Source organism: Pseudonocardia sp. (assembly GCF_029263155.1).
Taxonomy (GTDB): Bacteria; Actinomycetota; Actinomycetes; order Mycobacteriales; family Pseudonocardiaceae; genus Pseudonocardia.
In genome coordinates this window covers 111,646-125,357 of record NZ_JAJCYB010000056.1, presented here as the reverse complement: position 1 = coordinate 125,357, position 13,712 = coordinate 111,646, and the positions used below count along the sequence as shown (strand labels likewise).

Here is a 13,712-nt window from a genome sequence, read left to right as displayed (position 1 = left end):
CCATCACGGCTCGCCCAGCAGCAGCTACCCAGCCAGGCGTTTCTCTAGGCGTTTCTCGGTTCGACAGCCACCCGCACCGCCCTGACCTGCAGCCTCACCCGCCCAGGATCTCCAGACCGGCCGAATTACGCGGAACGCGGGGTGTAGCGGCGGTTGGCCACGACCACGTAGCCGAACGCCTGCGCCACCTCCGCCACCTCCACCAGCGTCGCGGCCACGGGCGGCTGGGGCACCCTCAGCTCGAGCACGCCGATCGCGTCGCCACGGACGGTCACCGGGGCGCGCACGACGGCCCCTCCGTCCTCCTGCTCCACGTCGATCCGCTGGGTACGCAGCACGCGCTCGTACGCCGTGCCGGCGAGCGGGACCGTCTCGGTGGTCTCGTCGTCACGACGCCGCACCCCGGCCCGTGCCCAGCTCGCGCGGTCGAAGCGCACGACCGCGCGACCGGTGTAGTCGCAGATCAGCAGGCAGACGTCGCGGGCGCCCACCACGTCGACGAGTTCGGCCTCGGCCACCTCGATGGCGTCGACGGGAGCCGCCGCGTCGATGCGACCCAGCAGCGTCCGGTTCCCATCACCCATACGTGCACCCTACGGACTCAGTTCATGGCGGCGATCTGGATCAGGTTGCCGCAGGTGTCGTCGAGGACGGCGGTGGTGACCGGGCCCATGACGGTCGGCTCCTGCACGAAGTGCACCCCGGCGGTGCGCAGCCGCTCGAACTCGGCCTGCACGTCGTCGACGGCGAAGGAGGTGAACGGGATGCCGTCGGCCACCAGCGCGGCCTTGAACGGGCCCGCCGCCGGGTGCCCGCTGGGCTCCAGCAGCAGCTCGACGCCGTCGGGGTCCTTCGCGGAGACGACGGTGAGCCACCGGTGCTCGCCCATCGGGACGTCCTGCTTCTTCACGAAGCCGAGCACGTCGACGTAGAAGGCGAGCGCCTTGGCCTGGTCGTCGACGAAGAGACTGGTGATGTTGATACGCAGCATGGGGCTGCCTCATTCCGGTACGGGCCAGCGCTCGGTGATCGAGCGCAGCGGGGTGGTGTCGATGTCGTGGAACTTGTAGCGGCCCTCGCGCCGGGTGTGGACCAGCCCGGCCTCCTCCAGTACCGCCAGGTGCTGCGAGATCGCTTGGCGCGACGAGGAGAGGCCGTGCTTCATCGCCAGGCGGCTGCAGATCTCGAACAGCGTCTGGCCGGACTTGTCGGTGAGCTCGTCGAGGATCGCCCGGCGGGTCGGGTCGCCGATCGCCTTGAAGACCGCGTCCACGGGGAGCTTTATAGGCAAGTAGTCACTTGCCTGTCAAGGGGTGCGCTCAGCCGACCAGGGTGGCGGCGTGGTCGGGCACCTCGTGGAAGCGCTCGCGGGGCGGTCGCTCGTAGCCGCGCTGGGGTGGGCGCTCGGGCAGCTTCAGCTTGCGTGCCTTCGTCGGCTCCCACGGCACGCTGCCCAGCAGGTGGGCGATCATGTTGATCCGGGCCCTGCGCTTGTCCTCGGCCTCCACGACGTACCACGGCGAGACCGGTGTGTCGGTGTGGGCGAACATCTCGTCCTTCGCGCGGGAGTAGTCCTCCCACCGCGTGATCGACTCCAGGTCCATCGGCGAGAGCTTCCACTGCCGCATCGGGTCGGTCATCCGGCCACGGAACCGCCGCTCCTGCTCGGCGTCGCTGACGGAGAACCAGTACTTGCGCAGCAGCACGCCGTCCTCGACCAGCAGTTCCTCGAACACCGGACACTGGCGCAGGAACCGCGCGTACTCGTCGGGGGTGCAGAAGCCCATGACCCGCTCGACGCCCGCGCGGTTGTACCAGCTGCGGTCGAGCAGCACGATCTCCCCCGCCGCAGGCAGGTGCTCGGTGTAGCGCTGGAAGTACCACTGGGTGCGCTCGCGCTCCGACGGTGCCGGAAGTGCGACGATCCGGCAGATCCGCGGGTTGAGGTACTCGGTGATGCGCTTGATCGCACCACCCTTGCCCGCGGCGTCGCGACCCTCGAACACGACGACGAGCCGGGCGCCGCTGGTGCGTACCCACTCCTGCATCTGCACCAGCTCCCCCTGCAGGCGCAACAGCTCGGTCTCGTACGGGGCGCGGGGGAGTCGGGCCATCAGCACATCGTGCTAGTTGAGCAGCCAGATGGCGAGATTCAGTGCGGACGCGAACGTGACCCAGGCCAGGTAGGGCAGCAGCAGGGCGGCGGCCGGGCGGCTGTGCCGGGCGAACGCCACGATCGTGGCGACGATCGCCAGCCACAGCACCACGATCTCGGCGAACGCGAGCCCGAACAGGCCGGCTCCGAAGAACAGCGGGGTCCACAGGGCGTTGAGGACGAGCTGTGCGGCGAACAGGCTCAGCGCGACGGTGGCCCCGCTCCAGCCGGCGCGGCGCCACACCAGCCATCCGGACACGGCGATGGCGAGGTAGAGGACCGTCCACACCGGTCCGAACAGCCAGGCGGGCGGCGCCCACGTGGGCTGCTGCAGCGCGGCGTACTGCTCGGCTGCGGACGCGGCGGCCAGCCCTCCGGTCACGGCGGCCGCGGCGGCGGCCGCCCCGAAGGCGACCAGTCCGACCAACGCGTTCGGAAGGGTGGGTCGAGGATCGAGGACGTGTGTACTCATGCTGAAGATTCTCGTTCATCGAGACGATTTGCGCCCGCCGACGTGTCTGGTCCCACGTCCGCCGCGGGCGGCCCCACGGACGGTGATCACGGGCAGATGGTCGTTGGCGAAGGACCGCCCGCGACCATCCGGCCTTGATCGTCGCAACCTCGGCAGCTCCTCGCCGTCGAGGTCAGCCGCCGGCCGCTGCCACCTGCTCGGAGATCGCGGCGGCGAGGGAGAGGTCGAGGTCGGTCAGCCCGCCCGCGGAGTGTGTGGAGCAGCGGAACGTGAGCGTGCGCCAGCGGATGTCGATGTCGGGATGGTGGTCGCGGTCCTCCGCGATCACGGCAACCCGGTCCACCACCTCGATGGCGACGGGGAAGGACGGCAGCTTCGCGCTGCGGACGATCGCGTCGCCGTCACGCTCCCAGCCGGGCAGGTCGGCGAGTGCACGGGTGATCGCGGCGTCGTCGAGGAGTTCAGCCATGCCTACCATCCTCCCCTCTCCGGCGCTGCGCGCACGGAGACCCCGACTCGCGCGCACGGCGCGAGGGCCCCGCGAGTCGGGGTGTGGATGCGCGTGTGTCGCGCGATCCGTGCTGTCGTCAGGCGTCGCGGCGGAGCATGCGGTAGGTCGTCAGGCCGGCCCCGACGGCGACGTAGCACAGCGCCCGCAGCGAGCTCTCGATCATGCCGCCGAGCGGGACGGGGTCGCGCAACGCGTCCGCCCCCGCGGTCCAGCCGCTGGTGAGCAGCCACGGCTGCAGCCAGTCCAGCGCAGGGATCGCCGCCAGGACCCCGAACACGATCAGCCCGCCGAGCACCGAAGCCAGCACGACCAGCGGATGCTCGGTCACCGACGAGATCGCGAGAGCGACGGCGCCGATCGCCGCGAGCTGCCCGACCACCCACGCGACCACGAGCGCGACGCGGGCCAGCGCCTCGCCCAGCCCGACCGCGGTGCCCGACAGCGTCACCAGCTGCCCCTGCGCCCCACCGACCACGACGAGCCCCGCGACCACCCCGACCACCGCGATCACGCTCGTCGCCAGCGCGGCCACGACCAGCACCCCGAACGCCTTCATCCCGACCAGCCGCAACCTGCCGACCGGGGACAGCAGCAGACCGCGCAGCGTGCCGTGCGCCGCCTCGCCCGCGATCGCGTCCGCTGCCGCCATCGCGACGGCCAGCGGCAGCAGCAACGCCAACGAGAGCGTCATCGCGGCCACCGGAAGCACGAGCCCGTTGCCGCCGATCGCCCCGATCAGGCCCGGGCCGCGTTCGGCGGCGACGGCCACGCCGATCGAGATCAGCACGGGCACGGCCGCGAACAGCCCGAGCATGACCAGCGTGCGCGGTCGCCTCAGCACCCACCGCAGCTCCGCCCCGAGCAGGCGACCCAGCGGCGCACTGCGGGGCGGGTCCGGCGCCGGGTCGAGCACGGCGGCCGTCCTGGTGTCCTCGGCACCGATGCTCACTCCGACAAGCTCCGTTCGGGTTCGATGCTCACTCCGACAAGCTCCGTTCGGTCAGCCGCGCGAACAGCTCCTCCAGCCGCGCCCGCCGGCGCCGCGCCTCGTGCACCGCCACGCCGGCACGCACGAGCAGCGCGATCGTCTCCGCGGTGGGCGGGCCGTCCTCCGACACCACGACCCCCGGGTCGTCGCCGGTCGCGGCGTAGGCGGTGATGCCCGCGTCGCGCAGTGTGGCCAGCGCGAGCTCGACGTCGGGGGTGGTCACGTCCAGCCCCCCGGTGCCGGACTCCAGCAGCGCGGCCAGCGAGCCCGATGCCACCAGCGAGCCCGACTGCAGGACGGCCACGTGCGTGCAGGTGGCCTCGACCTCGGCCAGCAGGTGCGAGGACACGATCACGGTGGAGCCCGCGGCGTGCAGCTCGGCGATGATGCGCCGGACGTCGCGGGTGCCGGCGGGATCGAGGCCGTTGGTGGGCTCGTCGAGCACCACCAGCCGGCGCGGCAGCAGCAGCGCGCCGGCCAGCCCGAGTCGCTGCTTCATGCCCAGCGAGTAGCCCCGAAACCGGCGACCGGCGGCGTCGGCGAGACCCACCCGGTCCAGCGCGGTGTCCACGGCCCCCCGGATCTCCCGGTTCCCGAGCAGCGGCTCGGTGGCCGCGACCCGCAGCAGGTTGTCCCGCCCGGACAGGAAGGGGTGGAACCCCGGGCCCTCCACCAGTGCGCCGACGTGCGGCAGCGCCCGCGCGACGTCCTCGGGGATCCGGTGCCCGAGCAGCTCCGCCGAGCCCGAGTCGGCGCGGGTGAGGCCGAGCAGCATCCGGATCAGCGTGGTCTTGCCCGAGCCGTTGGGGCCCAGCATGCCCAGCACCGAACCGGCGGGGACGTCGAGATCGACGCCGTCGACGGCCACCGTCGAGCCGAAGGTCTTGCGCAGCCCGACGGCGCGGGCGGCGAGCGGGCCATTTGCGGCGGCCGCAGGGACGGCCGCCGCGGCCAGCGTGGAGGGGGCACTCACCGGGTCAGAGCCTCGGTGAGCACCTGCTCGGGCACCGCACCGGCCGCGACACGGCCGTCGTCGGTGACGATCGCGTTCGCCACCGCCGTGCTGATCAGCGTGCCGCTGCCCCACGGGCCGCTGACCGGCGCGCCCAGCGTGCTCAGGTCCATGCCCTCGGCGTCCCCGGTGGGTGCCGTCGCGACGAGCACGGTGTCCCAGCCGTCACCGACGACGGTCGAGGCCGCGCCGTCGGGTCGCTCCCGCTCCGGCCGGGCGTCCCCGGCGGGCGGCGACTCGACGGTGGCGCCCGGCGGCGGGGTGAACGTGAACAGCGACGGATCCTGCGGGCCGAACGCCAGCTCGGTGAACCCGACCTGCAGCGCCGGGTCGGACGACCCGTTGGCCAGCACGGTCAGCCGCAGCGGGATGCGCTGCTCGGCGTCGACGGCGATGCGGACCTCACGCAGCAGCGTGCGCTCGTCGGGGGCCGGCGCCAGCACCAGCTCGTAGGCGGGGCGCCCGGCCACCTCCGCCGTGCCGTCGACGGTGACCACGCTCGTGGCCTCCAGCATGCCGATGGCCTCGGCAGCCGCGGCGGTGGGGTCGGCCATGTCGGCCGCGGGCCCGCGCCCGTGCTCACCGCCCTCGCCGGTGACCACGGTGCGGTCGGCGGAGTCCCAGGCCCAGAACGTCTCGCCGTCGGTGACCAGCGTGCGCTCACCGGTGTCGGTGGGCAGCTGCACGCGGCCGCCGTCGTCGCCGTCGGACCAGATCCGCGCGGTGGAGGTGCCGTCCGCCGCCTGCGGCAGCTCGGGCAGCGCCGGCAGGCCGAGCGAGTTGTCCAGCTCGACGGTGCCCGCGAACGCGTCCGGGTCGGCCGCCAGCACGGAGGCCACCAGCTCCTCCGGCTCCACCGGCGGCAGCACCGGGGCGGCACCCGCGCCCGCAGGCAACGCCAGCAGGCCCAGCCCCACCACTCCGGCGACCGCGATACCCGCGGCCGCAGTGCGTCCCGTCGTCCAGCGCCTCGATGCCATGACCACAGCGTGAACCATGCCTGCTGAGAGAGTTCTGAGGTAGCGGGCGGCGGCGGGCGGTACGTTCGCCTCGACATGGCGCGCGTGCTGGTGGTCGACGACGAGCCCGGGGTCCGCACGGCCGTGGCCCGCGGGCTCACCGCCGAGGGCATGGAGGTCGTCGCGCTCGGCGACGGGACCTCCGCGCTCACGGCGGCACTCACCGGCAGCTTCGACGCGATCGTGCTCGACATCATCCTGCCGGGCCTGTCCGGGTACCGGGTCCTGGAGCAGTTGCGCGCGGCCGGCGTCGACACCCCGGTGCTGCTGGTCTCGGCCAAGGACGGCGAGTGGGACCAGGCCGACGGCCTCGACCTCGGCGCCGACGGCTACCTGGTCAAACCGTTCGCGTTCGTCGTGCTCGTCGCGCAGCTCAAGGCGTTGCTGCGACGGCGCGACGCCGCGCTCGGCCGGGTCGGGCATCGGGTGCGGCTCGGGCCGCTCGTCGTCGACCCGGTGGCGCGGGCGGTCAGCTGGGACGGCGAGCCGGTGGAGCTGTCACCACGCGAGTTCGCGCTGCTGCACGCGCTGGCCAGCCGCCCCGACACGGCCGTCGCGAAGGACGAGCTGCTGCGCATCGTGTGGGGCGACGAGCAGGCCGCGAGCCGCAACGTCGTCGAGGTCTACGTCGGCTATCTCCGCCGCAAGCTGGACGCGGTCGGCGCCGGCCGGGTCCTCCGCACGGTGCGGGGCTACGGCTACCTGGTGGCGTCGTCGTGAGGCGCCCGGCGTGACGCGGCTAGCCGGTGGTGGCTCGTCGGGCTGCGGCCGTCCCCGTTGCAGCAAGGTGGCCTTGCCGCAGTCTCCTTGCGGCATGGTGGCCTTGCTGCAATGTCGGGGTCGGGGTCGGGGTCGGGGCACGGCGTGAGCCGGCTACGGGCGTGGTGGGCGGCGCGCGGGCTGCGGTTCCGGATCACCGTGGTCGTCGGCGGGGTGGCGCTGGTGGCGCTGGTGGCGCTGAGCCGCCTGGGTGTCGGGCTGCTCTACGGCACGCTCCTGGGAGCGGCCGACGAGGAGCTGCGCGCCGCCGCCACCGCGGCTGCGGCGCAGCTGGAAGCGGGAGCCGCGGCCACCGACGTGCGCGCGCCGATGCTGCGGGTGCTCGACACGGCGGGTGCGCCCGTCGACGGCGGGCCGCCTCCTGCGCTGGGATCGGCCGAGATCCGCAGGCTCGCCGCGGGCGAGGGCGTCATCGCGGGCAGGTACGCCGAGCTGCGGCGCTACCTCGCCGTGCCCGTCGTGGTGCCCGACGGCTCGACGCGGCTGGTCGTGGCGGTCGGCGACATCGTCGGGGGAGCGGTGCTGCTCGCGCGGGCGGCGGGGGCGTTCGTGCTCGGGGCGTTCGCCGTGGCCGCGGTCGTCGCCGGTGCGGCGTGGGTGGCGACCCGGGCCGCGCTGCGCCCGGTGGAACGGCTGCGCTCGGCGGCGTCGTCATTGCCCGCGGGGGAGCGGCTGCCGGTGCCCGTGGCCCGCGACGAGCTGCGTGCCCTCGCCGAGGAGATCAACGACCTGCTCGCGCGCCGTGACGACGCGGTGGCCCGGCTGCAGGCCTTCACCGGCGACGCCGCGCACGAGCTGCGCTCGCCGGTGGCGGCGATCCGCGCGCAGGCCGAGGTGGCGGTGGCGCACCCCGATCCGGCCCTGGCCGACGAGACGCTGCGCGCGGTCGTCGTCGAGGCGGAGCGGTTGACCGGGCTGCTCTCCGACCTGCTCGCCCTGGCCAGGGCCGACGCGGGCCGTCGGCCCGATCCCCGCGCGATCGATCTCGTCGGCGCCGTCCGGGCCGCGATCGAACGGGTGGACGGCGTCGAGCCCGCGCTGCACCTCGTCGCGCCCGCTCCGGCGGCGGTCGCGGCCGGGGCGGCGGAGGTCGACCTGGTGCTGGACAACCTCATCGGCAACGCCCGCAGGCACGCCCGCTCGCTCGTCCGGATCGGGGTGCTGCCGGCCGGACGCTGGATCCGCCTGGTGGTGGAGGACGACGGTTCCGGCATCCCGGTGGCCGACCGGCAGCGCGTGTTCGACCGCTTCGTGCGGCTCGACCCGGAGGCGGGCGGCGGAGCCGGGCTGGGGCTGGCACTGGTCGCGGCCCTGGTGCGTGGGCGCGGCGGTCAGGTCGCGGCGGGTGAGTCCGGCGAGGGGGGTGCCCGCATCGAGGTGCGCTGGCCCGCCGCCTCCTGAACGTCGCGGGTCCCGGTGCGGTCGCCTTCGCGCGACGTCGGGGTGCGGTACGGCGCTGATCACGGGCCCGATCGACGCCGCGCGGGAGGTCCGGGCCGCCGCGGGCGGCGTCGACGGCCGGATGGCCCGCAGGCGGTGTCCGGCACTGCGACGATGGGCCAGTGCCAGCTCTGTTCTCGACGACGACCCTCGGCGCACCGGTCCGGACGGTGGCGGGCGTGCTGCGCGACCTCGACACCCTGGCCGCGGTGGCGCGCCGCTTCGGATACACCGTTGCGGGCCCGGCGCGGTTGCTGGCCGTCGACGACGAGGTCCGGTTCAGCGCGGCCGGCGCGGCAGCCCTGCGGGTCCGGATCCTCGCCGCGGACACGACCGCCTTCGCCTGGACGCTCCCGCCGGTCCGCCACTCCGTGGCGCTCGCCCCGAGCGACGGCGGGACCCGGCTCACCCACGAGCTGCACTGGACCTCCGGTGTGGACCGCGAACCTGTCCGGCGGCTGCTGGAGGCCTGGTCGGTCGAGGTGGCCCGCCGGACGGCGGCGCTGCTCGCGGCCCCCGTGGTGGTGGCGACGGCGCTGGTCCACGGACACACGCTCCTCGCGGCCCAGCGCACCCGCCCGCCCGAACTCGCGGGCCGCTGGGAGCTCCCGGGCGGCCGGGTCGAGGCGGGCGAGACGGAGCGGGAGGCGGTGGTGCGCGAGTGCCGCGAGGAACTCGGCACCGTGGTCGTCCCCGGCGGGCGCCTGGGCACCGACCTGCCCATCGCGGCGGGGGTGCTCCGCGTCCGCACGGCCCGGCTCGCCGTCGACGCGCCGCTGCCCCGCCCGCTGGAGCACGCCGCCCTGCGCTGGGTGGAGGCGACGGACGTGCCGCGCGTCGAGTGGGTGGATGCCGATCGTGCGGTCGTGCCCGAGCTCGTCCACCTGCTCGGTGTCCGGGCCCGCCGCTCCTGATCGGTGGTGTGGCGGAGCGGGCACGTCGGTGGTGTCGGTCGTGGGCGGTGGAGTGCGGGCCGGGCCTGCGGTGCCGTGCTCTGCGGGCCGGCCGGGCCGGGGCGTGCCGAGCCGTGCTGTGCGGCCGTGGTCGCGTTCCCGCGAGTGGCGCAAACGCCGACCGAGTACGGCGCTGGTTCAGATCATGCCGTCATCAGCTCGGGTGCCGCTACTTTCCCGTCGGTCGCGGTGTCAGCGACGAGGCCCCGGTGGCCTCGGAGGGGTAGCGGCGGTGTCGGTTGCCGTGCCCCTCCACGACCATGACCGGTTTCGCGCGCTCAGATGCGGCTTGCGTGCTGCCGGCGGCGCGCTAGCCACGATCCGGCGCGCGAAACCCCGTGGGCGTGCGGGCGGGGTCGGGCCTGCACGTGCTGTGGCGTGGGGCCGGGCTGGCCGGGTCGGGATCGACCTCGATCATGTTGTCGGCCTCATGATCGGCGGATGGGAACGGCTCGCCGTGTCGGGGCGCGCTCCCGGTTCCTGTCCGACGATCACGGCGACCGCCGCAGGGGGATGAGCGAAGAATGTGATCGAGGAGGGAACCGGGAGGGCGTGGGATCCGTCGAAGTGGGGCATGTCCGTCGATTCCGTGCTTGCCCGCCAGGCGGGCGTGATCTCTCGCAGCCAGGCGCTCGCCGCCGGGCTCACCCGTGACGCCGTGGACCACCGCGTCCGCCTCCGCCGCTGGAGTCCGCTCCATCCGCGGGTGTACCTCGCGGCCGGGCATCGTCGTGACGACGAGGTCGCGGTGCGTGGTGCGGTCCTGTGGGGTGGGGACGAGGCGGTGCTCACGGGCGAGGCTGCCGCGTGGTGGCAGGGGATGGTCGAGCGCCCGCCACCCCGGATCAGGCTGACGGTGCCTCGGCGCCGCAACCCCCGGGCGCGGCCGGGCGTCGAGGTGGGTCGGCGTGACCTCGCGGCCTGCGACGTCGTCGAGCACCGCGGCCTGCTCGTCACCGCCCGCCCGCTGACCGTGCTGGACACGGCCGTCGACCTGGGCGCGACCGGCAGCCGCTTCCTCGACCGCGCCCTGCAGCGGTCCGAACGGTTCCCGGCCGTGTACGCCGCCTACTGCCGCAACCTCGGCGCGGCCGGCTCGGCGTCGGCGGGTCGGCTGCTCGTCGCTGCGGCCGACCGCTCCGCGTCTGCGGCCGAGAGACTGTTGGTGCGGATGCTGCGGGATTCCGGTGCCCGGGGCTGGAGCTGCGGCTTTCCGGCTGCGGGGTATCTGATCGACATCGCGTTCCCGCACGCCATGGTGGCGGTCGAGGTCGACGGATGGGCGTGGCACGCCGACGCGGCCCGGGCTCAGGCGGACAAGCGACGGCAGAACGCGCTGGTCAGGGCGGGGTGGATGATCCTGCGCTACACCTGGCACGACCTCGTCGAACGTCCGGCGGTGGTCCTGGCCGAGATCGCCCACACCGTTGCCCGGGTCCGCGGGGTCGGGTAGGGGACGACGCCCTGGTCGGTGTCGGTGTCGGTGTCGGTGCCCGGGTGCCCTTGGCGCGGGTCGTGGCCGTCGGCCGTCGGCGATCGCCGGATGCACGCAGTCGCGCGCTACCGACGGCATGCACGTGGGGAGGACCGACCGGCGCGGCGGCCGCCAGCAGACATGATCGACGTCCGGGAACCGTGGGCGGGTTCTGGCACCTCTCGCGGTTCCCGGACGGTGATCGCCGGAGCGGGCTGCGTCGGCTGCGCCGCCGTGATCGTGGTTCTGGAACAGACAGGCGTGCCTGGCGCGGTCGTCGGTTCCAACGCCCCGCCCCGACCGGCCCCGCCCCGACCGGTGGGTGCACGGTATGCCCGGCATATGCCCGGGTGTGTGCCCGGTGCCCGGTGCCCGGTGCCCGGTGCGCCCGGTGTTTCCGGTGCGCCTGGCCTGCCGGGTGTGCCCGGTCCGCCGGGTACGCCCTCGTGCGCCCGGCTGACCCGATGCGCCTGGCGCGCCGGTGTGAGTGCCCGGCGCGCGCCGACCGGCGGAGCGTGATTTTGCCCACCCCGGTCTCCCGCGGTGGTGCCCGGGGACGGGGCCACCGTCAGTGGGTTCGCGGCGGTCGCGAACCGGCGCCGGACGTCCCGCGTCGCCGGTCCGACGGCACCGCGGCGAACGGCCACCAACGGCGACGGACATCTGCGGCCCGGGCCCGAGCACGTCGAGGTGGACCGCCCGTCGTCGGATCTCCGCCGCTCACCCGGGATCCGGGCACGAATCGGTTCAGTAGACGCGTGCGGCCTTCACCGCTCGTCGGAGTTCCTTGCCCCGCAGACCCTTGCTCTCGATCTTGCTGAGCCGGAGGGCGACCACCGGGCAGTTGGCGCAGCGTTTCGGCTTGGACCTGCAGCACTTCTTCTTGACCTTGCCCATGATGAGGAGAGCCTAGGCTCACACCTGGGCCGAGGTCAGCGTCCGGACGGGCTACCGTAAACAGGTGAGCACAGCAACCACCACCTTCGCGGCCCCCGCAGAACCCGGCGTGAGCCCTGCGGATCCCGCCGCACCCGGCGGGCTGCGCAACGTCGCCATCGTCGCGCACGTCGACCACGGCAAGACCACCCTCGTCGACGCCATGCTGCGCGCCTCGGGCGCGTTCGGTGAGCGCGCCGCCCTCGTGGACCGGGTCATGGACTCCGGCGATCTCGAGCGCGAGAAGGGCATCACGATCCTCGCCAAGCACACGGCGATCAACTGGCACGGGATGACGCTCAACGTCGTCGACACCCCCGGCCACGCCGATTTCGGCGGCGAGGTCGAGCGCGGCCTGTCCATGGTCGACGGCGTCGTGCTGCTGGTCGACGCGAGCGAGGGCCCGCTGCCCCAGACGCGCTTCGTCCTGCGCAAGACCCTGATCGCCGGGCTGCCCGTGGTGCTGGTCGTGAACAAGACCGACCGCCCCGACGCCCGCTGCGAGGAGGTCGTCGACGAGAGCCTCGAGCTTCTCCTGGAGCTGGCCGACGAACTCGAGCTCGACGAGACCATGACCGCGCGCCTGCTCGACCTCCCCGTCGTCTACGCCTCCGGCCGCGCCGGGCGGGCGAGTCGCAACCGCCCCGCCGACGGCGACCTGCCCGACGAGCCCGGCCTGGAGAGCCTGTTCGACGTGATCGCGGAGACGGTGCCGCCGCCCGCCGACGACGTCGACGCCCCGCTGCAGGCCCACGTCACCAACCTCGACGCCTCGTCCTTCCTGGGCCGCATCGCGCTGTGCCGGGTCCGGGCCGGTGTGATCCGCCGCGGCCAACAGGTCGGCTGGTGCCAGGACGGCGGCAAGGTCACCCGCGTCAAGATCACCGAGCTGCTGCGCACCGAGGCGCTGACCCGGGTGCCGGCCGACGAGGCCTTCGCGGGCGATCTCGTGGCCGTGGCCGGCATCCCGGAGGTCACCATCGGCGACACGCTCGCCGATCCCGACAACCCGGTGCCGCTGCCGCGCATCCACGTCGACGAGCCGGCCATCTCGGTCACGATCGGCATCAACACCTCCCCGCTCGTCGGCCGCGACCCGCACCCGGGCACCAAGCTCACCGCTCGCCAGGTCAAGAACCGGCTCGACGCCGAGCTGGTCGGCAACGTGAGCCTGCGGGTACTGCCCACCGAGCGTCCCGACGCGTGGGAGGTGCAGGGCCGTGGCGAGCTGGCGCTGGCCATCCTGGTCGAGACGATGCGCCGCGAGGGGTTCGAGATGACCGTCGGCAAGCCGGAGGTCGTCACCCAGGTGATCGACGGCAAGACGCACGAGCCGTTCGAGCAGCTCTCCGCGGACGTGCCCACCGAGCACCTCGGTGCCGTCACCCAGCTGCTGGCCGGGCGCAAGGGCGAGATGAGCCAGATGGTGCACGGCGAGAGCCGCGTCCGCCTCGACTACCGGGTCCCGAGCCGCGGCCTGATCGGCTTCCGCACCGAGTTCCTGACGATCACCCGCGGCGCGGGCATCGTCAGCCACGTCTTCGACGGCTACGGCCCGTGGGTCGGGGAGATCAACAACCGGCTGCGCGGCTCGCTGATCGCCGACCGGTCCGGCCCCGTCACCGGCTACGCGGTGGAGCAGCTGGCCGACCGAGGCGTGCTGTTCATCCCGCCGGGCACGCAGGTCTACGGCGGCATGGTCATCGGTGAGTACACGCGCGGCGAGGACCTCGAGGTCAACATCGTCCGCGAGAAGAAGCTGACGAACATGCGCAAGTCCACCAGCGACGAGCTCGTCAAGCTCACCCCGCCGACGGTGCTGAACCTGGAGCAGGCGCTGGAGTTCTGCGCCAACGACGAGTGCGTCGAGGTGACGCCGGAGTCGGTGCGGATCCGCAAGGTCGAGCTGGACTCCCACCTGCGCAACCGCATGCGTTCGCGCGCCAAGGCCGCGGTCTGACGGCGAGCCCTT

Annotated in this window: 15 protein-coding genes; 5 read left to right on the top strand and 10 right to left on the bottom strand. The window is 73.8% G+C overall.

Annotated elements, in window-relative coordinates; genetic code table 11:
• Nucleotides 1-125: 125 nt before the first annotated feature.
• The 9 genes from Q1K26_RS11455 to Q1K26_RS11415 all read right to left on the bottom strand — a co-directional run bounded on the left by Q1K26_RS11455 (nt 126) and on the right by Q1K26_RS11415 (nt 6,118).
• Complete coding sequence (locus tag Q1K26_RS11455; RefSeq protein ID WP_300010305.1) at nt 126-584, bottom strand: hypothetical protein; 459 nt, start codon at nt 582-584, stop codon at nt 126-128.
• A gap of 17 nt (nt 585-601) precedes the next feature.
• Nucleotides 602-991: a VOC family protein gene (locus tag Q1K26_RS11450; protein WP_300010303.1), complete on the bottom strand. Its 390-nt coding sequence runs from the start codon at nt 989-991 to the stop codon at nt 602-604.
• A 9-nt stretch (nt 992-1,000) separates the two neighbouring features.
• Nucleotides 1,001-1,273: a metalloregulator ArsR/SmtB family transcription factor gene (locus Q1K26_RS11445; protein ID WP_300010300.1), complete on the bottom strand. Its 273-nt coding sequence runs from the start codon at nt 1,271-1,273 to the stop codon at nt 1,001-1,003.
• Between the two features lie 46 nt (nt 1,274-1,319).
• The gene (gene ppk2, locus Q1K26_RS11440) at nt 1,320-2,114 is read right to left on the bottom strand and encodes a polyphosphate kinase 2 (protein ID WP_300010297.1); all 795 of its coding nucleotides are present in this window, start codon (nt 2,112-2,114) and stop codon (nt 1,320-1,322) included.
• Between the two features lie 12 nt (nt 2,115-2,126).
• Nucleotides 2,127-2,627: a TspO/MBR family protein gene (locus Q1K26_RS11435; RefSeq protein ID WP_300010293.1), complete on the bottom strand. Its 501-nt coding sequence runs from the start codon at nt 2,625-2,627 to the stop codon at nt 2,127-2,129.
• A gap of 172 nt (nt 2,628-2,799) precedes the next feature.
• A complete protein-coding gene (locus Q1K26_RS11430; RefSeq protein ID WP_300010291.1) occupies nt 2,800-3,096 on the bottom strand; it encodes a 4a-hydroxytetrahydrobiopterin dehydratase in 297 nt (98 codons plus the stop codon).
• Nucleotides 3,097-3,214: 118 nt separating this feature from the next.
• On the bottom strand, nt 3,215-4,081 hold the full coding sequence (locus Q1K26_RS11425) for an ABC transporter permease subunit (RefSeq protein WP_300010338.1): 867 nt from the start codon (nt 4,079-4,081) through the stop codon (nt 3,215-3,217).
• A gap of 34 nt (nt 4,082-4,115) precedes the next feature.
• Nucleotides 4,116-5,099: an ATP-binding cassette domain-containing protein gene (locus tag Q1K26_RS11420; RefSeq protein WP_300010289.1), complete on the bottom strand. Its 984-nt coding sequence runs from the start codon at nt 5,097-5,099 to the stop codon at nt 4,116-4,118.
• Complete coding sequence (locus Q1K26_RS11415) at nt 5,096-6,118, bottom strand: outer membrane lipoprotein carrier protein LolA (RefSeq protein ID WP_300010286.1); 1,023 nt, start codon at nt 6,116-6,118, stop codon at nt 5,096-5,098. The genes Q1K26_RS11420 and Q1K26_RS11415 overlap by 4 nt, the downstream gene beginning before the upstream one ends.
• Nucleotides 6,119-6,193: 75 nt before the next feature.
• Here Q1K26_RS11415 and Q1K26_RS11410 point away from each other — a divergent pair, with 75 nt between their 5' ends.
• The 4 genes from Q1K26_RS11410 (at nt 6,194) to Q1K26_RS11395 (ending at nt 10,783) form a co-directional block, all read left to right on the top strand.
• Nucleotides 6,194-6,877 (top strand): response regulator transcription factor, encoded by a 684-nt coding sequence (locus tag Q1K26_RS11410; RefSeq protein ID WP_300010283.1) that lies wholly within the window; start codon nt 6,194-6,196, stop codon nt 6,875-6,877.
• A gap of 144 nt (nt 6,878-7,021) precedes the next feature.
• Nucleotides 7,022-8,338: a HAMP domain-containing sensor histidine kinase gene (locus tag Q1K26_RS11405; RefSeq protein WP_300010280.1), complete on the top strand. Its 1,317-nt coding sequence runs from the start codon at nt 7,022-7,024 to the stop codon at nt 8,336-8,338.
• A 161-nt stretch (nt 8,339-8,499) separates the two neighbouring features.
• Nucleotides 8,500-9,291 (top strand): NUDIX domain-containing protein, encoded by a 792-nt coding sequence (locus Q1K26_RS11400; RefSeq protein WP_300010277.1) that lies wholly within the window; start codon nt 8,500-8,502, stop codon nt 9,289-9,291.
• Between the two features lie 613 nt (nt 9,292-9,904).
• Nucleotides 9,905-10,783, top strand: a complete 879-nt coding sequence (locus tag Q1K26_RS11395) for a DUF559 domain-containing protein (RefSeq protein WP_300010274.1) — start codon at nt 9,905-9,907, stop codon at nt 10,781-10,783.
• A 768-nt stretch (nt 10,784-11,551) separates the two neighbouring features.
• Here the strand turns inward: Q1K26_RS11395 and Q1K26_RS11390 are convergent.
• The gene (locus Q1K26_RS11390) at nt 11,552-11,701 is read right to left on the bottom strand and encodes a hypothetical protein (RefSeq protein ID WP_300010271.1); all 150 of its coding nucleotides are present in this window, start codon (nt 11,699-11,701) and stop codon (nt 11,552-11,554) included.
• A 109-nt stretch (nt 11,702-11,810) separates the two neighbouring features.
• Between Q1K26_RS11390 and typA the strand changes: the two genes are divergently transcribed.
• Nucleotides 11,811-13,700 carry a translational GTPase TypA gene (gene typA / locus Q1K26_RS11385; RefSeq protein WP_300010335.1) on the top strand — a complete coding sequence of 630 codons (1,890 nt, stop codon included), beginning with the start codon at nt 11,811-11,813 and terminating at the stop codon, nt 13,698-13,700.
• The last annotated feature ends 12 nt before the right edge of the window (nt 13,701-13,712 follow it).

Excerpts from the sequence above, each read along its gene's own strand:
- Q1K26_RS11455 (WP_300010305.1), bottom strand. The coding sequence starts at position 584 with ATGGGTGATGGGAACCGGACGCTGCTGGGTCGCATCGACGCGGCGGCT.
- Q1K26_RS11450 (WP_300010303.1), bottom strand. The coding sequence starts at position 991 with ATGCTGCGTATCAACATCACCAGTCTCTTCGTCGACGACCAGGCCAAG.
- ppk2 (WP_300010297.1), bottom strand. The coding sequence starts at position 2,114 with ATGGCCCGACTCCCCCGCGCCCCGTACGAGACCGAGCTGTTGCGCCTG.
- Q1K26_RS11435 (WP_300010293.1), bottom strand. The coding sequence starts at position 2,627 with ATGAGTACACACGTCCTCGATCCTCGACCCACCCTTCCGAACGCGTTG.
- Q1K26_RS11430 (WP_300010291.1), bottom strand. The coding sequence starts at position 3,096 with ATGGCTGAACTCCTCGACGACGCCGCGATCACCCGTGCACTCGCCGAC.
- Q1K26_RS11415 (WP_300010286.1), bottom strand. The coding sequence starts at position 6,118 with ATGGCATCGAGGCGCTGGACGACGGGACGCACTGCGGCCGCGGGTATC.
- Q1K26_RS11410 (WP_300010283.1), top strand. The coding sequence starts at position 6,194 with ATGGCGCGCGTGCTGGTGGTCGACGACGAGCCCGGGGTCCGCACGGCC.
- Q1K26_RS11395 (WP_300010274.1), top strand. The coding sequence starts at position 9,905 with ATGTCCGTCGATTCCGTGCTTGCCCGCCAGGCGGGCGTGATCTCTCGC.
- Q1K26_RS11390 (WP_300010271.1), bottom strand. The coding sequence starts at position 11,701 with ATGGGCAAGGTCAAGAAGAAGTGCTGCAGGTCCAAGCCGAAACGCTGC.